A 21,158-nucleotide genomic window follows, 5' to 3' on the forward strand; every position below is an offset into this window, starting at 1 on the left:
GTTGCCGGGGGAGATTTCCGGTGGCATGCGTAAGCGTGCGGGGTTGGCGCGGGCGTTGGTGCTGGATCCGGAGATCATTCTGTGTGATGAACCGGATTCGGGTTTGGATCCGGTTCGGACGGCGTATTTGTCGCAGTTGCTGATTGATCTGAACGCGCAGATCGACGCGACGATTCTGATCGTGACGCACAACATCAACGTGGCTCGGACGGTGCCGGACAACCTGGGGATGTTGTTCCGCAAGGAGTTAGTGATGTTCGGGCCGCGGGAGGTGTTGCTGACCTCGGACGAGCCGGTGGTGGAGCAGTTCCTCAACGGTCGCCGACTGGGTCCCATCGGGATGAGCGAGGAAAAGGACTCCGCCCAGATGGCCCGCGAGCAGGCCCAGGCCGATGCCGGGCACTCCGACGGCTCCGGGGACGAGGACGTGCGCGGCGTCGCGCCCCAGCTCGTGCCGACCCCCGGACTGCCTCACCGCGACGCCGTCCGGCGGCGCAAGGACCGGGTGATGCGGGTGCTGCACACCCTTCCGGCGCTGGCCCAGCACGGCGTCATCGCCAGCCTCGAACCGGAGGAACGAGCGCGCTACGGGCTGAAACCGTTGTCGAGCCACCGAAGGGCTGCCATGGAAGAGGCGAGCGGGAGGCTCCGATGACGGCACCCACATCCCTGCCAGGAGTGAGTGCGGTCCGGTCGGCGATACGCGAGTTCGGCCAGATGTTCTCCCTCGGCCTCGACGTTGTCGTCGCCATGTTCCGCCGACCGTTCCAGTTGCGGGAGTTCGTCCAGCAGTTCTGGTTCATCGCCAGTGTCTCCATCGCCCCGGCGATCCTGGTGGCGATCCCCTTCGGTGCGGTCATCTCCCTGCAACTCGGGTCGCTCACCCGCCAACTCGGCGCCGAGTCCTTCAACGGCGCGGCCAGTGTGCTCGCGGTGGTCCAGCAGGCGAGCCCCATCGTCACCGCGCTCATCGTCGCCGGAGCAGGCGGTTCCGCGATCTGCGCCGATCTGGGTTCGCGGACGATCCGCGAGGAGATCGACGCGATGAAGGTGCTCGGCGTCTCGCCGATCCATCGGCTGATCGTGCCGAGGGTACTCGCCGCGATCGTCGCGGCGGTCCTGTTGAACGGGCTGGTCAGCGTGGTCGGGGTGGCAGGTGGCTACTTCTTCAACGTCATTGTGCAGGGCGGGACACCGGGCGCCTACCTCGCCAGCTTCAACGCGCTCGCGCAGCTACCGGACCTCTGGGTCAGCATGATCAAGGCGTTCATCTTCGGCTTCCTGGCCGGTGTCGTCGCGTCCTACCGGGGGCTCAATCCCAGGGGCGGCCCCAAGGGCGTCGGCGATGTGGTGAACCAGTCCGTGGTCATCACCTTCCTGCTGCTGTTCTTCGTCAACACCGTGATCACCGCGCTGTACCTGCAGCTGGTGCCGGCGAAGGGAACCTGACGTGACCACCGTCGCCGAGCGGGCGAAAAGGACCCTGAGCCGTCCGGGAAACGCGCTGTTCAACCTGGGCGACCAGCTCTTGTTCTATCTCAAGGCGCTGGGCGCGGTACCGCTCGCCCTGCGGCACTACTTCCGCGAGGTGGTACGGCTGCTCGCCGAGGTCACCTTCGGTACCGGGGCACTCGCGGTGATCGGCGGGACCATCGGCGTCATGGTGGGTCTCTGCATCTTCACCGGGGTCACGGTCGGGCTGCAGGGATTCAGTGCGCTGAACCAGATCGGCATCTCGGCGCTGACCGGATTCATGACCGCCTTCTTCAACACCAGGGAGATCGCCCCGCTGGCCGCCGGGCTCGCGCTCTCGGCGACGGTCGGCTCCGGCTTCACCGCCCAGCTCGGTGCGATGCGCATCTCGGAAGAGATCGACGCGCTCGAGGTGATGGCGGTTCGCAGTATGCCGTTCCTGGTCACCACCCGGATCATCGCCGGGTTCGTCGCGGTGATCCCGCTCTACGTGATCGGTCTTCTGGTGTCCTATGTGGCTTCCCGGCAGGTCACCGTGTGGCTCTTCGGCCAGTCGGGAGGCAACTACGACCACTACTTCACCCTCTTCCTGCCACCGGAGGACGTGCTCTGGTCGTTCGGGAAGGTACTGGTGTTCAGCGTGGCGGTGATCCTGACGCACTGCTTCTACGGGTATCGCGCTTCGGGCGGCCCCGCGGGAGTCGGTGTCGCGGTCGGGCGCGCCGTGCGGACCTCGATCGTGCTGATCAGTGTGCTGGATCTGTTCCTGAGCCTGGCGATCTGGGGCGCGAACACGACTGTGCAGGTGGCGGGATGACGGCGGGCGACACGCGCAAACGGCTGGGTACGCAGTTCGCGGGCGTCATCTTCTTCCTGGTGCTGGCGCTGATGCTGTGGTTCGCGGTCGCCGTGTACGAGAAGCGCTTCACCACTGTGGACTCGGTGATCCTGCGTGCCGATCGGGTCGGGATGCAGCTGGACGAGAACGCGGAGGTGAAGGTACGAGGCGTCCCCTTCGGCGAAGTCAGGGACGTGCGGACCACGCCGGCCGGAGCCGAGATCGAGCTGGCGATGGACCCGGCCAAGATCGACCAGCTGCCCCGGAACGTCTCGGCACGGCTGTTGCCGAAGACAGTGTTCGGGGAGCGTTATGTCAGCCTCGTGCTCCCGGATCAACCCGATCCGCACAGTCTTGCCGCGGGTGACGTCATTCCCCAGGACCGGTCGGAGAACGCGATCGAGCTGGAGCGTGTACTCGGCAACCTGCTGCCGTTGCTGGAAGCCGTACAGCCGCAGAAGCTTTCCGCCTCGCTGGGCGCGGTGGCTCAGGCGCTGGACACCCGTGGTGAGGCGCTGGGCGAGAGCATCGTGGGCCTCGACCGCCTGCTTGCCGAAACGAATCCGCTGATGCCGCAGTTCAAGGAGGCGATCAGCGGCACCGCGGACGTGGCTGAGCTGTACACGGATGTGGCGCCGGAAATTTTGCAGGCACTGGCGGATCTGACGGTGACCGGCCGGACGATCGCGGACGAGCGGGAAAGTCTGGACGCCCTGTACGCCGAGGTGCGCACGGCCGCGAGGGAACTCGGCGCCTTCCTCCGAGACAACCGCAACAGCCTCATCGGGCTTACCGAGTCGAGCAGGCCGACACTGGAACTGCTGGCGAAATACTCGCCTTCCTTCCCCTGCCTGTTCGACTCGGTGAACCGGTTGACACCGTTGCTGGAGAAGGCGTTCGGCGCGGGGACTGGAGAACCGGGGCTGCACGTCAAGCTGAGTGTCCAGCAGCCGCGGGGCAAGTACGTTCCAGGCAGGGACGCCCCGGTTTACAACGCCGGTGGCGGGCCACGGTGTTACCCGCCGGGAAGCGCTCCAGGGCAGGGAAGGCGAGCGGCCGCCGGTGGGCCCGCGCCCAGGGCCGCGGCGTCCCTCCCGCTCGCGCTGCAGTCCATCCCCATCGAGAACTCACCGTACGAGCGACAACTCATGGCCGAACTGATGGCACCGGTGCTCGGCGTCACCCCGCCCGAGGTGGCGGGCTGGAGCGGCATGTTGCTGGGGCCGCTGTTGCGCGGAACCGAGGTGACACTGCGATGACCGGATTCTGGGGCCCACTGATCAAGGGAGCGATCTTCTTCGTGGTCACCTCGATGGCCGCCGCGGTACTGGCTGTCACGATCGCCAACGTCGGTGTCGGCGATGCCGTTTACTACACGGCCAGATTCACCGACGTCACCTCGGTCAATCCGGGGGACGACGTCCGGATGGCTGGTGTCCGGGTCGGCCAGGTGGACGAGGTGATCGTTGTCGATCGGCGATTCGCCGACGTGCGGTTCTCCTTCGAGGCCGGCCGCGAGCTGAACGCTTCGGCCACGGTGGACATCCGCTACCGCAATCTGGTCGGCCAGCGCTACCTCGCGGTGGATCAGGGGCCGGAGGCGGACGGGGAGAAGCTGGAACCGGGGGCGCACATTCCGCTGGAGCGGACCAGCCCCGCGCTCGACCTGACGGCGATGTTCAACGGCTTCAAGCCACTGTTCGAGGCACTGTCGCCGGACGAGGTGAACCAGCTCTCCTACGAGATCATCCAGGTCCTGCAGGGCGAAGGTGCCACATTGGACAGCTTCCTGCGGCACACCGCATCACTGACATCCACCCTGGCCGACAAGGACAAGGTGATCGGTGAGGTGATCGCCAACCTGAACACCGTGCTGGAGTCGGTGAACGCCAAGGGTGACCAGCTCTCCACGTTGGTCACTACCACCGAGCAACTCGTCAAGGGACTCGCGGAGGATGCCAAGCCCATCGGCGCGGCGATCGGTGGACTCGGCGATCTCGCGGACAGCACCGCGGAGTTGCTGGAGGAGGGACGGGCGCCACTGAAACGGAGCATCACCGCACTCGGTGATCTCTCAGGCAATCTCGCCGACAACACCGCCGTGTTCGAGAAGTTCCTCGGCAACCTGCCGGTGAAGTACGACCGGATCGGCACGCTGGTTTCCTACGGCTCCTGGTTCAACTTCTATCTCTGCGAAGCGTCGTCGGATGCGGCGCCGGCACCTGGCGGTCCACCCGTCGGGGTGCCCGTGACACAAGCGAGGTGCAGGCGATGAAGTCCTTCCACGAGCGCAATCCGGTGACGGTCGGCAGCATCGGCGCGTTGGTGATGCTGGTTCTGGGGTTGGTCGTGTATCAGGCGGACGATCTGCCCATCATCGGCGGGGGAACCACCTACACCGCCCAGTTCACCGAGGCGGCCGGCCTGCGCTCGGGGGACGAGGTGCGGGTCGCGGGAGTCAAGGTCGGCGAGGTGGACCGTATCGAACTGGAGGACGACCACGCCACGGTGACGTTCACCGTCTCCGGCATCTGGCTCGGCGACAGGACGACGGCCGGCATCAAGATCAAAACGCTGCTCGGTCAGAAGAACCTGGTTCTCGATCCGCTGGGCAGGGGCAACCTCGATCCGGCGCAGCCGATCCCACGGGAGCGCACCACCTCGCCCTACGACGTCAACGAGGCGTTCGGGGATCTGGCGACCGCGGCGGGTGCGATCGACACCGATCAGCTGGCGGAGGCCTTTCGCACGCTGTCGGACACCCTCGGCGCCACCGCGCCGGAGGACGTGCACTCCGCGCTTGACGGGATGTCCGCGGTCTCGCGCACCCTCGCGTCCAGGGACGAGGACCTACGGACGCTGCTCGCGGAGACCAACGAGATCACCACGACCATCGGTGATCGCACAGGGCAGTTCGAGTCGCTGATCAAGAACGGCAACATCCTGCTGACCGAGCTGAACGCGCGCAAGGACGCGATCGGCAGGCTGTTCACCGGTACCCGCGATCTCGCCGAGGAGTTGCAGGGCCTGGTGGCCGACAACCAGGCAACTCTCGGTCCCGCGCTCGACCAGCTCGACCGGGTGGCGACGGTGCTGCGGCGCAACCAGGACAAGCTGACCGAGAGCCTGCGCCTTGCCGGGCCGTTCTACCGGCTCGTCGGCAACGCGGTCGGCAACGGCCGATGGGTGGAGGGCTACATCTGCGGCCTGGTACCCGCGCAGCAGCCGGGCAGTTGCATTCCGCCGAGGAACGGGGGCCGTTGATGGGCAAGCGAACCAGGCGACCAGATCGCGGAAAGCTCACGCGGACGCTGCGGATGCGTCCGGTACCGGCGAGGCCTTCCGGGGGGCAGGCGGAGAAGCGGGTGCCGGCGCAGGGGCGCGGGCCACGCGGCAGACTCCGGCTCATCGCGGCGGGCGCCGTGGTCGTCCTGCTCGCCGCGGCGACCTGGGTGGTCCTGGCCGTCGACACTGGAAAGCAGGTGACCGCGTCCTTCACCAGCACGGTCGGCATCTACCCGGCGTCGGATGTCCGGGTGCTGGGCGTCGTCGTGGGCACAGTGGAGTCGGTAGAGCCGCGTGGCGACCGCGTCGAGGTCCGGATGACCGTCGAGGAGGAGGTGAAGATCCCCGCGGAAGCGGGCGCGATGGTGATCACTCCGAGCGTCGTCGCGGACCGGTACGTGCAGCTCGCCCCGGTCTACTCCGGCGGGCCGGAGCTCGCGGACGGGACGCACATCCCACTCTCACGTACCGCGACCCCGGTCGAGGTGGACGAGCTGTTCGAGAGCCTCAACGAACTCACCGTCGCACTGGGACCGAAGGGAGCCAACTCCGAGGGAGCGGTCAGCGAGGTGCTGGAGCAGGGGGCCAGCACGCTGGCGGGCAACGGCAAGCCGCTCGGGGAGTCGATCCGGCAGCTCGGCGAACTGGCGCGAACGTTGAGTGGGTCGAAGGACGATCTGTTCGGCACGGTGGAGAACCTGAGCAAGTTCACCGCGATGCTCGCCGCGAACGACGGTCAGGTCGAGCAGTTCACCGAGCAGCTGGCCTCGATCAGCGGTGTCCTCGCCGAGGATCGGGATGACCTCGCCGCCGCACTGGCGGAACTGACCGATGCCGTCGGCGCGGTACAGGGTTTCGTCAGGGACAACCGGGGCAAGATCAAGTCCAACGTGGACAAGCTGGCCGGCATCGCCGGAGTGCTGGTGGAGCAGAAGGCCTCCCTTTCCGAGGCGCTGGACACCGCGCCGAACGCACTGACCAATCTGGTGCAGGCCTACAACCCGCGTTCGGGAACGATCGACGCGAGAGCCAATCTGCTCGAGTTCCCCGAACTGAACGGCGGCGGATCCGGCTCGCCCGCGCTGCCGCTGCCGCTGACCGGGACGCTGCGCTCGGCAGGGGGTGCGCGATGACCAACAGATTCGCGAAAACCGAGAGGCCCGTGTGGCGGCGCAGGGGAAGGGCGCGGGCGACGGCACTCACGGTCCTGCTGGTGCTGGTCACCGGGTGCGGCAGGGACGGTTTCGACGGCATGTACGACGTTCCGCTGCCCGGTGGTGCGGACCTCGGCCCACGGCCCTACCGCGTGATCGCGGAGTTCACCAACGTGCTGGATCTCGTTCCGCAGTCCGGGGTGAAGGTGAACGACGTCGCCGTCGGCGCGGTGGAGCGGGTCGAACTCGCCGAGGACGGCAGGACGGCGCTACTCACGCTCGCGGTCAACGGTGCGGTGGAACTGCCCGCCAACGCGGTGGCCCGCCTACGCCAGACCAGTGTGCTCGGGGAGAAGTTCGTCGAGCTGGCGCCACCCGAGCTGGGGACGCCGACCGGCGAACTCGGTGACGGCGCGGTGATTCCGGTGGAGCGCACGGAACGGGGCACGGAGATCGAGGAGGTCTTCGGTGCCCTGTCACTGCTGCTCGGTGGTGGCGGGATCGCGCAGATCAAGACCATCAATCGGGAGTTGAACGCCGCGCTCTCCGGCAATGAGAGCGCCGCCCGCTCGCTGATCGGAAATCTGGACGAGTTCGTCACCGGCCTCGACGAGCACAAGGCCGAGATCAGCAGGGCACTGGACGGGGTGAACGAGCTGGCGGGCACGCTCGCCGCACGTACGGCGCAGATCGACGAGGTGCTCACCGACCTCACACCCGGCGTGGAAGCTCTTTCGGAGCAGCGAGAAGCACTTGTCGCCATGCTCACGGCGCTCGCGGATCTCAGCGATGTCGCCGTGGACACCGTGAACCGGACCAAGGACGACCTGGTTGCCGACCTGACGGCCCTCGAACCGACGTTGCGGGAACTCGCCGAATCCGGTGCGGCCCTTCCCGCCGCGATGCAGACGCTGCTCACGTTCCCGTTCCCGGACGTCGCGCTGGACGCCATCAGGGGCGACTACCTCAACTCGTTCCTGGACTTCAACACCCGCACCAGCGGAGCGGGAGGTGTGCGCTGATGTTGACCAGACTCGTTCGCCTGCAGGTCACGATTTTCGTGGTGATCGCGTTGCTGGGCGTCAGCTATGTCGGAGCCAAGTACGTCGGCCTGCACAAGATGCTGTGGGACAGCGGGTACACGGTCACCGCCAGGTTCGCCACCAGCGGCGGCATGTTCACCAACTCGGAGGTGACCTACCGTGGCGTCACGGTCGGCCGTGTCGGTGAGCTGCGGCTGACGGAGGCCGGGATGGAGGCCGATCTCGACATCGATCCCAGTGCCCCGGAGATCCCGGCCGATCTGACTGCCGTCGTGGCCAGCCGGTCCGCGGCCGGGGAACAGTACGTCGACCTGCGCCCGCGGCAGGCGGCCGGGCCGATGCTCACCGAGGGATCGGTCATCGAACAGGCCGACACCGACGTTCCGCTTTCGGTGGACGCCGTGCTGGGCAACCTGGACCTGTTCGTCGAATCAGTGCCGAAGGAGTCCCTGCGTATCGTCGTCGACGAACTGTACGAAGCGACCTCCGGGGCGGGGCCGAACCTGGAGGTCCTGCTCGACAGCGGGATCGACTTCATCGAGACCGCGACCGAACACATACCGGACGTGACGAGTCTGGTCACCGACGCCGATACCGTACTGACCACCCAGGTCGAACAGTCCGACGCGATTCGGTCCTTCGCGCGGAACGCGGCGCTGCTGGCGGCCCAGCTCAAGAAGTCCGACTCCGACATCCGCGAGCTCATTCCCGCGGTCGCGCCGGCAGCGCGGGAGGTGACCCAGCTCGTCCGGCAGAGCGGCCCGAACCTTGGTGTGCTGATGGCGAACCTGTTGTCAACGTCCACCGTGCTCGAGGTCAGGCAGCGCGGGCTGGAACAGCTGTTGGTGATGACACCGCAGGCGATCGCGGCGGGTTCGTCCGTCGTCCGTGCCGACGGAGCACACTTCGGACTGGCCCTGACTTTCTCCGACCCGCCGCCGTGTACCAGCGGGTACGGCTCGACGCCGTATCGCAACGGGCTGGACACCTCCGGCGGGGGGCCGCTGAACACGGCCGCGCACTGCAGTCTGCCGAAGGGGGACATCACCGGTGTGCGGGGTTCCCGGAACGCCCCGAGGCCCGGCCGGTGAACCACCGTGCTCCTGAGCGAGAGCACAATTAACCGGTCGATCTTGTCAAGAAATGCCAATAACTTTTGTATCGGTCTTGGGTCTGCTTTCAGCACGTGGAATTACTTGTAGGCCATGTGGAGCAGGCGGTACGGTGGCAACATCATCCAGATGGCTGGATCGGGTGGGGCCCGACTGAAGAATCAACTGCCGAAAGGAAATTGGTTCTCCGGTGTCAGATCCGTGTGCTGTATGAACCAACGACCACTGGCTGATCCCGTTTCGTCCGGTCGTCCGAAATCCCTCGCGAGGAATGATGCACAGCACTTCTCCGCTCACGGCTTCTGTTCAGGGCACGCCGATCGAGATGCCGCCGTCCTGGCAGGATGACGGGTTCCGCGACACACTTCCGGCGATCCTTGCCGCATGGGCGCGCGCTCACGGCACCGACCCCGCACTGACCGTGCTGGATCACCGAGGCAAGCCACATGCCCGTGCCGGCACGCTCACCTGGCGCGAACTCGATCGCCGGACCGGTGACCTGGCCGCGTTCCTGCGTCGGACATGCAGGCCGGGCCAGCGCGCCGCCCTGCTGATGGACCAGGGTGCGGACTACGTGGTCGCGTTGCTCGGCGTCATCCGTGCCGGACTGATCGCGGTTCCGCTGTTCCCGCCCGCCCGAGGGGAATCGTGCAGGCAACTGGCGAACGCTGTCCTCGACGCCGATCCGAGCGTCATTCTGACCACCTCGAACCTGCTGGGGCCAACCAAGTCCTTTGTGGACGAGTTCCGCCGCGCGCCCGTGCAGCTCGCGGCGGTCGACACGCTCCCGCCGCTGCGTGGTGGAGTTCCGCCCTGTCCCGAGCCGGGGCCGGACGACCTGGCGTGCCTGCAGTACCAGGCTCAGGCGGTGGGCAGGGCGAGCGCGGTGATGTTCAGCCAGGCCAATCTGGTGGCGGGCGCCCGCCAAGCTGCCGGGGCGCTCGGGATTCGGCGCGGGCACAACACCTCGGTCAGCTGGTTGCCGTTGTTCGAGCATCTCGGTCTGCTGCTCGGTCTGCTGACCCCGCTGGTCGCCGGTATCCAGACGGTACTGCTGCATCCCTCGGCGTTCCACGACGATCCCCTGAACTGGCTGCGCGCGCTGGCGAACTACCCGGGCGCTGTCGGCGCGGCCCCCAATGCCGCGTACGCGTTCTGCGTTTCGCGCATCGCGTTACGGGACCGGGCGGAGCTGCGACTGCATGGGGTCGCGGCGCTGGCCGATGTGGGCGACTCGGTTCGGCCCGAAGTCGCGAACCGGTTCACCGCCGCGTTCGCCGAGTACGGATTGCGCCCGTGGGTCTACCGCCCGTGCTACGGCCTCGTTGAGGCGACCGCACTCGTGGCCGCCACCGAGGGCGAGCACACCGAGACCGCGTTCTACCGTGCGCAACTCGCACTGGGCCGCGCGGTGCCCACGGTACCGGGAGAGGTGGACGCCGTCACGCTCGTCGCGGCCGGGGTGCCACGCAGGCAACAGGTCTGCGTCGTCGACACGGCTACGCGCACTCCGGTCCCCGACGGCAGGGTCGGTGAGATCTGGGTCAGCGGGCCGAACGTGGCACGCGGCTACTGGCGGCGCTCGGAGGCCTCCACGGAGACGTTCTGCGTGCTGCTCGCGGGCGCTGCCGAAGCGGGCGAACCGTGCTGGTGGTTGCGCACCGGTGACCTCGGGGTGCAGTACGGCGGGCAGCTCTATGTGACGGGCAGGGTCAGTGACGTACTCACCGTCGACGGCCGCAGTCACTATCCGCAGGATGTGGAGGCCACGGCCGAATCGGCACATCCCGCCATCGCGGCTCACCAGGTGTGCGCGTTCACCGCGCTGTTCGACGACGGCCCCAGGGCGGTGCTGGTCGCCGAACGCGCGACCTGGGTGTTCGTCGAGGAGCTCGACGAAGCGGAGGTGGCGGCCGCGATCCGCAGGGCGGTGGCCGTGGAACACGGTCTCGCGCTGCGTGAAGTACTGCTGCTCGGGCCGGGACTGCTGCCCAGGACCCCCGGCGGGACGGCCGCGCGGGCACGGTGCCGGGAACGTTACCTCGCGGGCGGGCTCGGATCCGGCTGGCAGGAGTAGGGAGTAGGCGTGCCGTTCCCCACGGAGAATGTCCCCAATGTCATATGAGGGACATCCGAGCGCGCTTTCAGGGCCTGTTCGGCGCACCGGCGTTCACGTCGCCCGGTACGGGTGCGCTTCGTTCGGCGTTACGCATAGCCCGTTGTGCCCGCAGGGCCAGTAACAGCTCGAAGCGCTGCTGTGGATCGTCTATATCGGATCCGAAGAGGGTGTCGAGTTCCTGGACCCTCGAACGCACCGTCTGCGGGTGCACGGCCAGCTGCCGCGACACCACCCGCACGTTGCCGCGTGTCTCCAGCCAGGCGAGCAGTGTGTCGGACAGCCGCTCGCGCTGCTTTCCGGTGAGCGGTCGCAGTGGTGCCAGCGTCCGGGCCACCAGTTCCCGCGCCAGAAAGGGATCCTGCATCAGCCACAGATCGGCGAGGTGATCCGCACACCAGGTGACGGGGGTGTCCGGCAGCACGCCGGTGTGCACCAGTTCCAGCGCGTGGCGGGCCCAGCGCAGGGAACGTGCCGCCTCCGCCAGCGGCACTTCGGGTCCCACGGCCGCGCGCCAGCCTGCCAGGGCCCGCTCTATCGTCTCGCGCCGCTGCGACTCCGGAGAGGGCAGTACCAGGCAGGGAGCGTTGCCTTCCAGGTCCATCAGCACGTCGTCGCCCAGTGGTGGCGCCGCCCAGTCGTCGTTCGCGCGGGGGGCGAGGGCGATCGCGACGACCTGGTCGGGGATGGGCCAGCGAGCGGCCGTCGCCTGCGCGGCCAGTGCCTGCGGAGGTGTCGCGGACTGGCCGAGTACGACGTCGAGCAGCATCCGCCTGCGCCGTTCCAGCGTGCCTGCCGCCCTTTCCTGGGCGGCTGCCTGCCCCTCCACCGACAACGCCGACAGTTCGTCGATGTACGCGAACATCGCCTCGGCGAGTAGACAGAGGGTGGACGTGGGCACGCCGGCCTTCGCCGAAACCTCGGCCATCCGCCGCCAGGCCACCCGTGCGCCGACGCGGTAGGCGGTCTGGAGTACATCGAGGCTGCGACCCTGGTGCAGTTCGTGCTGGCCGAGTCGGTGGAAGACCTGACTGCGGTCGGCGCGGGGAGCGGAGGGATCGCCGAGCCGGTCGACGAACTCCAGGATCGCCTGCTGCACACCAGAGGTGATCGTCGTGCCGAACTGGCCTTCGAGTGGGCGTGCGTAGTCGGGCACCGCGCTCTGGATCTCCTCGAGCACCTCGTCGGCGAGATCAAGCACCCCGGGGCGCAGGATCTGGGCGAGGTCGCGGGGGAGCAGGGCCCAGAGTTGCACGGTCCTGCCCCCCGCATCGCCGGATCCCACGGAGGGCGGTGTCGACGGCGCCAGCAGTGAGTCGTAGGTGGCGTCGACACGTTCCGGTCGCGCGATGGAAGCGTCGTTCGGCGAATCGGTCACTCGGATTCCCCACATTCGGTGTCAGCGGATTCCCCGGACCGGTGACCAGACCGGATCCTTCCCCGTGGTCAACGTACCGCGCCGCTAACGCCGAATCCATATGGAATCAATGCCGATGCAATGGTCCTTGTGAAAGGATTATGTGGACCGAATGCTGCTCGTCGAAATTGTGTTGCAGGTGCTATTTGACCAGTGAAAAACACATGCCGTCATGAGTGTGCTTTCTGCCCCCGCTGACGGGAGCCGGTGAGTCGTTCGGCGCGCAGCGCGATCTCCATCTCAAGACGTGCTTCCGGGTCGTGCAGCCGGTCGCCGAAGAGCTCCTCCAGCTGGTGCATGCGGTAGCGAATCGTCTGGGGGTGGACGTTGAGCTTGTTGGCCAGTTCCGGTGCGCTTCCGCGGGACTGCAGCCAGGCGAGCAGGGTCTCGCTCAGCCGCGCGCGTTGCTTCACCGTGAGGGAGTCGAACGGCGCGAGACACCTGGTGCTCAGTTCCCGAACCAGGAACTCGTCGGTGAGCAGCCACATCGTGGCGAGGTGATCGGTGCACCGGATAACCGGCGCGTCCGCGATGATGTCGCGGCGGACGAGGTCCATCGCCCTTCGGGCCCAGCGCAGGGACACCAGGGCGTCGCTCAGCCGCACCCTCGGGCCGATGGTCGCCCGCCAGCCCTGCAGTTGCACATCGAGTTCGCCGGGTTCGTTCACGTCGTCCGGGGTCAGCAGGCAGGGCTGGGCGCTCTCTAGATCGACCAGGACATCACCGCCGAGTGCGGGGCCAGCCGGGTCGGGCCGGTCGTCCCGTGGTTCGAGGGCGACCATGGTGACCCATTCCGGGAGCTTCCAACGGGCGGTGGCAGCCAGGTTCGCGATTGCCTGCGGGGACGCTGGTGGGTCGGCCAGGATCAGTTCGAGCAGACGCCGTCTTCGGCGTGCCGTCGTGCCCGCGGCCTTGGCCTGGGCAGCGGTGTATCCCTGGATCGACAACGCCGAGATCTCGTCGACGTAGGCGAAGATGGCCTCGGCGCCCACACAGAGGGTGTCGGTCGAGACGCCGTGCCGTTGACCGAACTCCGCGACGTGTCGCCAGGCGACCCTGCCGCCGACCCGGTAGGCCGTCTGGAGACAGTCGAGGCTGCGCCCTTCGCTGAACTCGATCTTGCCGAGGTGCCGGAAGACCTGCATCCAGTTTTCCTTCGGCGCGGCCGGATTACCGATGTTGTCGATGCAGTGCAGGATCGACTGCCCGACGCCACGGGTGATGATCTCGCCGAACGGGCCGTCGAGTGGCTGTGCGTATTCCGGGACGACTCGCTGGATCTCCCGCAGAATGTCCCGGGCCATCCGGTCCGCGTGCGGCCGAAACCGAACCGCGAGATCCCTGGGCAGGGAGGACCACAAACGGTCCGCCCTGCCGATTCCGCTGGCGATTGCTCCTTCTCCAGATCTGGGACGGGGAGTGACAGAACGGGGTCGTTTGTCACCTGCATGGCTGACTGTTGTACCCATCGAGTTAGACGCGAGTCCGTTCCGCGCTTCTTCGTTGCGCACGCCTTGCCCGCTCAGGTTCATCGTCATCGTTACCCCTGTGTCACAACAAAATCGGGGACTTCCCTGCCGAAGTCCTACCAGTTTTTGTGGTCCGGGTAACATAATTACCGCCGAGTATGGCTGTCAACAGGCCCTGACGGAACGCATACGAAGATATTCTGACGCTTCATCACTTCGAGTGAAGCGGTGAGTTTTTTTCTGCGCCGGATCGTCTCCAGGTGACAAAAAAGATGCTCACCCGCTGTGCTGAACCGTGGCTTGGCCGCCCGCGAGAAGCACGGCAGCGAGTTCTTCAAGATTCAACCGTGCCGGTTCGGTCTCGTTGAGGAAGGCGTTCAGGATCGTGGCGACATGAGCCGGTTCGGCCGCGTGTGGAAAATGCCGCGCCATCGGCAGGACCTCGATGCGGCTGCCGGGCATCAGCCCGGCGGCCTCGCGTCCGTGTCGCGCCGGGATCATCCAGTCCCGTGCGCCCCAGACGATCAGCGTCGGAACGGCGGCCGAGAGGTAGAGCCGGTCGTGCGCACTGACACGCTGTCCTCGCAGGTCGAGCAGTCCGCGGACGGTACTGAGGAAGGCGGTCCGTCGCCCGGGGTCGGCGAGCGAGGCGAGGTGTGCGACCAGTTCGCGGCTCTCGGTGTCGAGACGCCCGCCGAGCGCACGGCCCAGCGCCGCCGCCGCGGCGTGGCCCGTCGCCAGTGTTGCCCGGTTGACCAGCAGGGCGAGGACCGCCTTGGTCCCGGGTATCGCGGTGGCCCGCAGTACCCCGCTCACCTCTTTGCCGAGGCCTCCGCTCGAGATCAGGACGAGCCTGCCGCACATCTCGGGGTACTGGTACGCGAACTGCATCGCCACCCCGCCACCGAGGGAGTGTCCGGCGACCGTGGCGTGCCGCAGGCCCAGTAGCACCAGCAGGTCCCGGATCGCGCTAGCGAAGGCGCCCAGCGAGTAGTCCCCACGGGGTGTCGCGGACTCCCCGTGACCGAGCAGGTCGGGCACGATGACCCTGCGCGCGACGCCGCGCCGGTCGAGTTCGTGCAGCAGGGGCAGCCAGGTTCGGGCACTGCCCGCGATTCCGTGGACGAACACGAGGACGTCGCCGTCGGATTCGGCCGACCGGACGGCGGGACGGTATTCCCAGAAATTCATTGTGTGCCCATGCAGGGTGACGTTTCGCTTGTTGATTGTCATCCGCTCACCTTTCCGGTTTCGCGCCAAGCTAGCGCACCCCGCCGTCTGGCCGGAAAGCCGAGTAAAAAACATGCGAAACAAGGAAGAACGACACGGTTTCAGTCGCCTGTGTTCGTATAGGGGTGCTAATCACGGGATTGCCTGAGGCGTCCGGTGCCTTCGGGCAACTCGAACATGAGTGGGTGTCGTATTTTCTGTACGCCTGGTCACAGGGCGCCTATTTGACAGTCCACTCTGGCACCAACAAACTTGCTGTGCGTCGCGTAGCGAGTCATTCACCGGTTCAGTGGAGGGGCAGTGTTCGTAAGGCCGGCCGGACGTGGCATTCCCGCGCCGTGGTGGACGAGGTTCGAGCCGATCCGTCTCCGGCAGTTGGCCACTCCCACGGGGGTCGACCAGTTCTTCGAGCTCGCGCATCCATTGATCACGGTCCGGGATGCCTGCGCGGAGATCACCTCGGTGTCAAGGCGCGCATACACCGTTCTGTCCGCGGAATTGCGACCCGGCCGGGACTGGGGTGGTTTCCGGGCGGGGCAGCGGGTCGGGTTGACCGTGGACATCAACGGAGTGCCGAAGTCCCGCTGTTTCTCACCCGTCTCCTCACAACATCGGGCCGATGGGCGCATTGAACTGCTCATCCAGGCCGATCGTGGAGTTCCGGTCGCCCGGTATCTGTATCGCCATGCCGCCCCGGGCACCGTTGTCGGTCTCGCCGCTCCGGAGGGCGAGTTCACTCTCCCCGCTGCCCCCGCGGGGGATATTCTGCTGGTCAGCGAGGGGGTCGGCATCGCACCCGTGTTGTCGATGATGCGCACGTTGGCCGACGAGTGCCACCGGGGCAGGGTGGCCCTGATGCACCATGGCTCCGTGCCTGTCCAAGCCGAGGAACTCGCCCAGCTCGCGGCCGCTGGTCCCGGATTTCAGATCCATGTCGAGACCGCGTGCGGCGGTGCTCCCCGCCTCGATGTCCAGCATCTCGATGTCGTCGCGCCCTGGTTCCGGGAAGCCAGTACCTTCCTGTGCGGCTCCCCGGAGTTGGCGCGCTCGGCGCGCACGCTGTACCGACGGCACGGTATCGGTGACCGATTGCGGATCGAGGACCCCGGAGGGCCGGTTTCGGTGGGCTCCGAGTGCTGAAGTCCACCGCGTGCCGGCTGTGCGTCAGGCTGGCGCGGTCCACTTCTGGTTCGCGGCGCCGGTACAGCTCCAGATCTGCAGCCGTGTGCCGTCGGCGGAACTGTGCCCGCTGGCGTCGAGGCACTTTCCGGAGCTGAGGTTCACGATGTCGCGGGCGGCCGTGACGGTCCATTGCTGGGCGCCGGTGCCGTTGCAGTCGTACAGCTGAACGGGGGTTCCGTCAGCGGTGCCCGCCGCCGTCACGTCCAGGCATTTGCCGAGCGCGCGGATGGTCCCGTCGCCGGAGACGGTCCATTGCTGTGCGGGGGTCCCGTTGCAGCCGTACAGCTGGACCGGGGTGCCGTTCGCGCTGTCGGCACCCGCGACGTCGACGCACTTGCCGTCGAGGCCGGTGATCTGCCCGGTCGGGCCCTGGTCGCCGTTGTCGCCGGTGGTGACGCGGACGTAGTCGATCACCAGTTGGTTCGGGAACACCGTGCTGCCGTCGGGGTCACCAGGCCACTGTCCGCCGACGGCGAGGTTGAGGATCAGGAAGAACGGGTGGTCGAAGACCCAGCGGTCGCCGTCGAGGTCGGCGGGGGTTCTGGTCTGGTAGACGGTGCCGTCGACGGACCAGGTGATCCGGTTCGGTGACCAGTCGACGGCGAAGGTGTGGAACGCGTCGGCGAAGTGCTGTCCGTCGGGCAGGGTGTATCCGGCGCCGATGCCCTCGCCGCCGGAGTATCCGGGTCCGTGCAGGGTGCCGTGAATTGTGGCCGGCTCGAAGCCGACGTTCTCCATGATGTCGATCTCGCCGCTGTCGGGCCAGCCCACATCGCCGAAATTGTTGCCCAGCATCCAGAAGGCGGGCCACATTCCCTGGCCGCGCGACACCTTAATCCGAGCTTCGTAGTGTCCATAGGTATGGCTGAAGCGGCCTGCGGTGTTCAGCCGGGCAGAGGTGTACTCGCAGCGGCCGTACCAGCAGTTGAAGTTGCCGGGGTTCTCCTTGCGGGCGGTGATGACCAGATTACCCTGACCGTCGAGCGCGGCGTTGCGTGTGCTGTTCGTGTAGTACTGCCGCTCGCGGTTGTTGACGTTGTCACCGGTTTCGAGCTGCCACTTGGCACCGTCCACAGGGGAGCCCGCGGGACCGTCGAAGTTGTCCTCGAAGACGACGGCAGCAGGCTGTGCGTCGCTGGCGGTGGCATTGGCGGGAGTGTGCGGTGTGGCCGTGCCGATCGCCGCGGCGGTCGTCGTGGCCAGAACCAGCCCGGTGCGGAGTCGTCGGGAAAACGGGTGCGCTCGCATGTGCTCGCCTCTCGCTCGGAGAACCCGAAACCTTTTTGCTTGCGGCGAGCAGAAGTATGCAAGGTATAGACCACTGGGGCAACAGTGGCGATCACGATCAGGGCCGACGGGTCAGGACGTCACCCGGATGCCCGACGACTTTCGCAGGGTCGGCCGTCACCCCTGTTCGGTCGCGGGCAGGACGGCGATCCCGTCCTCGTCGGCGAAGAGTTCGTCGCCGGGACGGAACAGGATGCCGCCGAAGCCGACGGGCTCATCTCGCACCCCGATGCCCTGTTTGCCACTCTTGCGAGGCGTTGTGCCGAGCGCCGCGACGCCGAGGTCCAGCCCGGCCAGCGCGACGCTGTCGCGAACCGCGCCGTGCAGTACGACCCCGGCCCAGCCGGACCGTTCGGCGGCGCCGGCGATCAGGTCGCCGAGCAGCGCGGTGCGCAGTGAGCCCTTGCCGTCGACGACCAGCACCTGCCCTTCGCCCGGCTCGTGCAGCGCTTGTTTGACCAGTGCGTTGTCCTGGTAGCAGCTGATCGTCCTGATCTTGCCGGTGAACCTGCTGCGTCCGCCGAAGTGGCGGAACTGCAGGTCGCAGACCTGGAGCTGGTCTCCCCACTCGTCAACCAGATCAGCGGTGGCGGGGCTTTGGGGCATCGGGGCGCTCCTCGGCATCTCGTTCGGACCGTTGCACCCGGAGCCTACGAGTCGCCACCGGTCGGTCTGCGAAGCGGTGGGTGCGGCGAGTGGCGCCACGGAAACCGCCAACTCACGCCCGGAACTGCCAAGTCGGTCAGTCCTCTTCGGACTTGTTGCCTTTGCCTGGGTTTTCGGGTTTGCCCCTGTTTTCGCGGGCTTCGTCGCTGGCGTTGCCGGGGAGCGAGCCGGGACGGCCCTCGGCCTCGGCGGGTTCGGGCTCGGCCGGGGTTTGCGGGTCGGGGGCGGTCTCCCTGCCGCGCGGGTCCTGCGGCTGCTGCCTGCCATCCGAGCTCACGGAACCCACGGATTCGTCCGCGGCCGGTTCGCCGGTCACCGGAGACGATTCACCGGCCCGGCTGGGCGAGGTCACGTCCCACGCGGTCGAGGGCGGTGGGCCGGGCAAGGGGGCCCCGGTGGCCTCGTTGGGACTCGCCTCGGTGCCTTCGTCCACGACCGTTCCGCCGTCCGGGCCGTTCAGGAACATCAGCCCCAGGGCGATGGCCGACACAGCCGCGACCGGCGCGCCCACCGGCAGCAGTGTGCCCCGCAGCCTGCCGGTCGCGGCCGCGATCCGCGCGGTGCGGGCGGACACGACGAGACTTCCGCTGGAATGCGTCGCGGCCAGCCGCTCCGCGACCTCGTCGGCGCTGGGGCGGAGTTCGGGGTCGAGGGCGGTCATCCTTCTGAGCAGGGAACCGAACCTGCGAGACAACCTGTCGGGAATCACCGGTGAGCGGTGCAGTCTGGCGACGGCGGACTCGGCGAGCGGGCCAGGGTACTCCCGGTTGCCCGTGAGGCACTCCAGCAGGACCAGGCCCAGCGCGAACACGTCCGCGGCTGGGCCGACGTGATCGCCGCGCACCTGTTCCGGTGCGAGGTAGGCGGCGGTGCCGACCACGACGCCGGTCGAGGTGACCCTGGTCCCGTCGAAGGTGTGGGCGATGCCGAAGTCGCCGAGTTTCGGCCCGGCGGGTCCCAGCAGCACGTTGGCCGGTTTCACGTCCCGGTGGGTGACGCCCTGCTCGTGCACGTACGCGAGCGCGCGGGAGAGGCGCACACCGATGTCCGCGGTCTCGTCCGGGGAGAGGGGGCCACACAGAATCCGCCCCGCCAGGGTCGGCCCCGACACCAGCTGCATCACCAGGAAGGGCCTGCCCTCGTGTACGCCGGTGTCGTACAGCGCGATCAGGTCCGGGTGGTGCAGTGCGCCGAGGATGCGCAGTTCCTCCGCCTGTCGATGCTGGTCGGCACGCCGTGCACTGGGATGGAACAGTTTGACGGCCACCGACCGTTCGACCGAGCGATCCCACGCCTGGTACACCGTCGCGGTTCCGCCGCTGCCGAGCACGTCACCGAGCTCGTACCGCCCGGCGAGCACGCCGTCGCGATCGGGTCCGCCAAGGGCGCGCTCATCCTCCTGCGCGGCCGCTCCAAGCGTGAAGCGGGGCTCGGTTTCCTGCCCCATATGCGTGCTACCCCCATCTCGTCAGGTACCGCATGTGTACAAGGACACAGGAAGTTACCCGACTTCGTGTACCACCAAACAGCGTCAAGCACTACGTTGCGTCGGATTCCACTCTATTCAACTGGGCCGGGGCGGAGCGGAGCGGTAATTCGGCGGAGTCGCGGAAAGCCCGATGGGGTTTTTGGTCAGAGCCACCGTCGTCCCGTCCTCGCGCGGTAACCGGACGACCGGGTTGAGCCCAAGACTCGCCGCGAGCCGGAACGCGCCCGCGACATCGTTGACCACTCCTGCGGGCACTCGCGCCTCGGCGAGCCGCGACACCCAGTCTTCGGCGGACCGCGTGGCCAGTCGTTCCACCAGCGCGGCGCGCAGGTCCTGCCGGTGCCTGACCCGGTCCGCGTTGCCGGTGAACCGGGAGTCGGTCGCCAGTTCCGGCGCGCCCAGTGCCTCGCACAACGCCGCGAACTGACGGTCGTTGCCCACCGCCAGCACGAGTTCCCCAGCTGCGCAGGGCAGCAGTTCGTACGGCGCGATACTCGGATGCTCGTTGCCCATCCTGCCGGGGACGACACCGCCTGAGGTGTAGGCCGACCCCTGGTTGACCAGTGCGGCGAGCAGCGAGGACAGCAGGTCCACCTCCACCAGTTGGCCTTCGCCGGTGGCGTCCCGGTGGCGCAGCGCGGCCAGGATTCCCACACTGGCGAACAGGCCGGTCAGCACGTCGACCAGGGCCACCCCGACCTTCTGCGGATCGCCGTCGGGCTGTCCGGTGATGCTCATCAACCCGCCGAGCGCCTGGATCAGCAGGTCGTACCCGGGCAGCCCGGCTCCCGGCCCGCTGCCGAATCCGGTGATCGAGCAGTACACCAGGGCGGGATTGTCCGCGCGCAGGTCGTCGTAGCCCAGTCCGAGCCGAGCCATCACCCCTGGCCGGAAGTTCTCCACCACTACGTCGGCAGCCAGCGCCAGCTTCCGCACACGGTCCAGGTCGGTGGCGTCGGTCAGGTCGAGCACGAGGCTGTCCTTGTTGCGGTTCACCGACTGGAAATAGGTCGACTCGCCGCTGTCGTCGTACGGCGGTCCCCAGGTGCGCGTCTCGTCACCGATGCCAGGGCGTTCGATCTTGGTCACTGTGGCGCCGAGGTCGGCGAGCATCATCGTGGCAAACGGCCCCGCCAGCACTCGGGAGAAGTCGAGGATCCGGAGGTTGTCAAGCGCGGAAGCCACCTGGAAGAATAACCCTTCGAATTTCGAAAATCGAGTGAGCCGAGAGTAGATCCCCGCATCGACCTGGTCAAGGAGCGTTATGCACAACTCGGTGGACGGGGGCGGCCCGGAGCTCGCGGAGAAGGGCTCCCGCTGCGGCATGCTTCTCTGCCGCGGTAGGGCCTGCTCGCGGCGACCGAGTGCAGGTGACTCGCGCACGGTAGCCGCCCTGC

At 67.4% G+C, this 21,158-nt stretch carries 18 protein-coding genes; 11 read left to right on the plus strand and 7 right to left on the minus strand.

Annotated elements, in window-relative coordinates; genetic code table 11:
• The 10 genes from BM199_RS30840 to BM199_RS30885 all read left to right on the plus strand — a co-directional run.
• Positions 1-655 (plus strand): ATP-binding cassette domain-containing protein (locus BM199_RS30840; RefSeq protein ID WP_143101965.1); only part of this gene is annotated, 655 nt, incomplete at its 5' end.
• Positions 652-1,449: an MlaE family ABC transporter permease gene (locus BM199_RS30845; RefSeq protein WP_091679232.1), complete on the plus strand. Its 798-nt coding sequence runs from the start codon at positions 652-654 to the stop codon at positions 1,447-1,449. The genes BM199_RS30840 and BM199_RS30845, both read left to right, overlap by 4 nt.
• Before the next feature lies 1 nt (position 1,450).
• Complete coding sequence (locus tag BM199_RS30850) at positions 1,451-2,290, plus strand: MlaE family ABC transporter permease (RefSeq protein ID WP_091679234.1); 840 nt, start codon at positions 1,451-1,453, stop codon at positions 2,288-2,290.
• Complete coding sequence (locus BM199_RS30855) at positions 2,287-3,570, plus strand: MCE family protein (protein ID WP_091679237.1); 1,284 nt, start codon at positions 2,287-2,289, stop codon at positions 3,568-3,570. The genes BM199_RS30850 and BM199_RS30855 overlap by 4 nt, the downstream gene beginning before the upstream one ends.
• Positions 3,567-4,586: an MCE family protein gene (locus tag BM199_RS30860; RefSeq protein WP_091679239.1), complete on the plus strand. Its 1,020-nt coding sequence runs from the start codon at positions 3,567-3,569 to the stop codon at positions 4,584-4,586. Before BM199_RS30855 ends, BM199_RS30860 begins: the two co-directional genes overlap by 4 nt.
• Positions 4,583-5,575, plus strand: a complete 993-nt coding sequence (locus tag BM199_RS30865; protein WP_091679242.1) for an MCE family protein — start codon at positions 4,583-4,585, stop codon at positions 5,573-5,575. Before BM199_RS30860 ends, BM199_RS30865 begins: the two co-directional genes overlap by 4 nt.
• 101 nt (positions 5,576-5,676) lie before the next feature.
• The gene (locus tag BM199_RS30870; RefSeq protein ID WP_245788941.1) at positions 5,677-6,729 is read left to right on the plus strand and encodes an MCE family protein; all 1,053 of its coding nucleotides are present in this window, start codon (positions 5,677-5,679) and stop codon (positions 6,727-6,729) included.
• Entirely contained in the window at positions 6,726-7,772 is a 1,047-nt protein-coding gene (locus BM199_RS30875; protein WP_091679244.1) for an MCE family protein, read from the plus strand. Before BM199_RS30870 ends, BM199_RS30875 begins: the two co-directional genes overlap by 4 nt.
• On the plus strand, positions 7,772-8,884 hold the full coding sequence (locus BM199_RS30880) for an MCE family protein (protein ID WP_091679247.1): 1,113 nt from the start codon (positions 7,772-7,774) through the stop codon (positions 8,882-8,884). The genes BM199_RS30875 and BM199_RS30880 overlap by 1 nt, the downstream gene beginning before the upstream one ends.
• A 295-nt stretch (positions 8,885-9,179) precedes the next feature.
• Positions 9,180-10,982 carry an AMP-binding protein gene (locus BM199_RS30885; RefSeq protein ID WP_177242869.1) on the plus strand — a complete coding sequence of 601 codons (1,803 nt, stop codon included), beginning with the start codon at positions 9,180-9,182 and terminating at the stop codon, positions 10,980-10,982.
• A gap of 67 nt (positions 10,983-11,049) precedes the next feature.
• Here the strand turns inward: BM199_RS30885 and BM199_RS30890 are convergent, their stop codons facing one another.
• The 3 genes from BM199_RS30890 to BM199_RS30900 form a co-directional block, all read right to left on the minus strand.
• Entirely contained in the window at positions 11,050-12,399 is a 1,350-nt protein-coding gene (locus BM199_RS30890; RefSeq protein ID WP_245788943.1) for a PucR family transcriptional regulator, read from the minus strand.
• A gap of 209 nt (positions 12,400-12,608) precedes the next feature.
• Positions 12,609-13,907: a PucR-like N-terminal domain-containing protein gene (locus BM199_RS30895; protein WP_091679309.1), complete on the minus strand. Its 1,299-nt coding sequence runs from the start codon at positions 13,905-13,907 to the stop codon at positions 12,609-12,611.
• 276 nt (positions 13,908-14,183) lie between these two features.
• Positions 14,184-15,140, minus strand: a complete 957-nt coding sequence (locus BM199_RS30900; protein WP_091679255.1) for an alpha/beta fold hydrolase — start codon at positions 15,138-15,140, stop codon at positions 14,184-14,186.
• 297 nt (positions 15,141-15,437) lie between these two features.
• On the opposite strand from BM199_RS30900, the gene BM199_RS30905 reads away from it, so the two are divergent.
• Positions 15,438-16,277: an FAD-binding oxidoreductase gene (locus BM199_RS30905; RefSeq protein ID WP_177242870.1), complete on the plus strand. Its 840-nt coding sequence runs from the start codon at positions 15,438-15,440 to the stop codon at positions 16,275-16,277.
• Between the two features lie 24 nt (positions 16,278-16,301).
• On the opposite strand, the gene BM199_RS30910 is transcribed toward BM199_RS30905, so the two are convergent.
• The 4 genes from BM199_RS30910 to BM199_RS30925 form a co-directional block, all read right to left on the minus strand.
• Positions 16,302-17,567 carry a glycoside hydrolase family 16 protein gene (locus BM199_RS30910; RefSeq protein WP_091679261.1) on the minus strand — a complete coding sequence of 422 codons (1,266 nt, stop codon included), beginning with the start codon at positions 17,565-17,567 and terminating at the stop codon, positions 16,302-16,304.
• 156 nt (positions 17,568-17,723) lie between these two features.
• On the minus strand, positions 17,724-18,212 hold the full coding sequence (rraA, locus tag BM199_RS30915) for a ribonuclease E activity regulator RraA (protein WP_091679264.1): 489 nt from the start codon (positions 18,210-18,212) through the stop codon (positions 17,724-17,726).
• A gap of 136 nt (positions 18,213-18,348) precedes the next feature.
• A complete protein-coding gene (locus BM199_RS30920; RefSeq protein ID WP_091679267.1) occupies positions 18,349-19,719 on the minus strand; it encodes a serine/threonine-protein kinase in 1,371 nt (456 codons plus the stop codon).
• A 117-nt stretch (positions 19,720-19,836) separates the two neighbouring features.
• Positions 19,837-20,946: a CaiB/BaiF CoA transferase family protein gene (locus BM199_RS30925; protein WP_245788945.1), complete on the minus strand. Its 1,110-nt coding sequence runs from the start codon at positions 20,944-20,946 to the stop codon at positions 19,837-19,839.
• Positions 20,947-21,158 lie beyond the last annotated feature (212 nt).

The sequence above is a fragment of the Amycolatopsis marina genome, assembly GCF_900111885.1.
Lineage (GTDB): Bacteria > Actinomycetota > Actinomycetes > Mycobacteriales > Pseudonocardiaceae > Amycolatopsis > Amycolatopsis marina.

Excerpts from the sequence above, each read along its gene's own strand:
- BM199_RS30845 (WP_091679232.1), top strand. The coding sequence starts at position 652 with ATGACGGCACCCACATCCCTGCCAGGAGTGAGTGCGGTCCGGTCGGCG.
- BM199_RS30855 (WP_091679237.1), top strand. The coding sequence starts at position 2,287 with ATGACGGCGGGCGACACGCGCAAACGGCTGGGTACGCAGTTCGCGGGC.
- BM199_RS30860 (WP_091679239.1), top strand. The coding sequence starts at position 3,567 with ATGACCGGATTCTGGGGCCCACTGATCAAGGGAGCGATCTTCTTCGTG.
- BM199_RS30865 (WP_091679242.1), top strand. The coding sequence starts at position 4,583 with ATGAAGTCCTTCCACGAGCGCAATCCGGTGACGGTCGGCAGCATCGGC.
- BM199_RS30875 (WP_091679244.1), top strand. The coding sequence starts at position 6,726 with ATGACCAACAGATTCGCGAAAACCGAGAGGCCCGTGTGGCGGCGCAGG.
- BM199_RS30880 (WP_091679247.1), top strand. The coding sequence starts at position 7,772 with ATGTTGACCAGACTCGTTCGCCTGCAGGTCACGATTTTCGTGGTGATC.
- BM199_RS30885 (WP_177242869.1), top strand. The coding sequence starts at position 9,180 with ATGCACAGCACTTCTCCGCTCACGGCTTCTGTTCAGGGCACGCCGATC.
- BM199_RS30895 (WP_091679309.1), bottom strand. The coding sequence starts at position 13,907 with ATGGGTACAACAGTCAGCCATGCAGGTGACAAACGACCCCGTTCTGTC.
- BM199_RS30900 (WP_091679255.1), bottom strand. The coding sequence starts at position 15,140 with ATGACAATCAACAAGCGAAACGTCACCCTGCATGGGCACACAATGAAT.
- BM199_RS30910 (WP_091679261.1), bottom strand. The coding sequence starts at position 17,567 with ATGCGAGCGCACCCGTTTTCCCGACGACTCCGCACCGGGCTGGTTCTG.
- rraA (WP_091679264.1), bottom strand. The coding sequence starts at position 18,212 with ATGCCCCAAAGCCCCGCCACCGCTGATCTGGTTGACGAGTGGGGAGAC.
- BM199_RS30920 (WP_091679267.1), bottom strand. The coding sequence starts at position 19,719 with ATGGGGCAGGAAACCGAGCCCCGCTTCACGCTTGGAGCGGCCGCGCAG.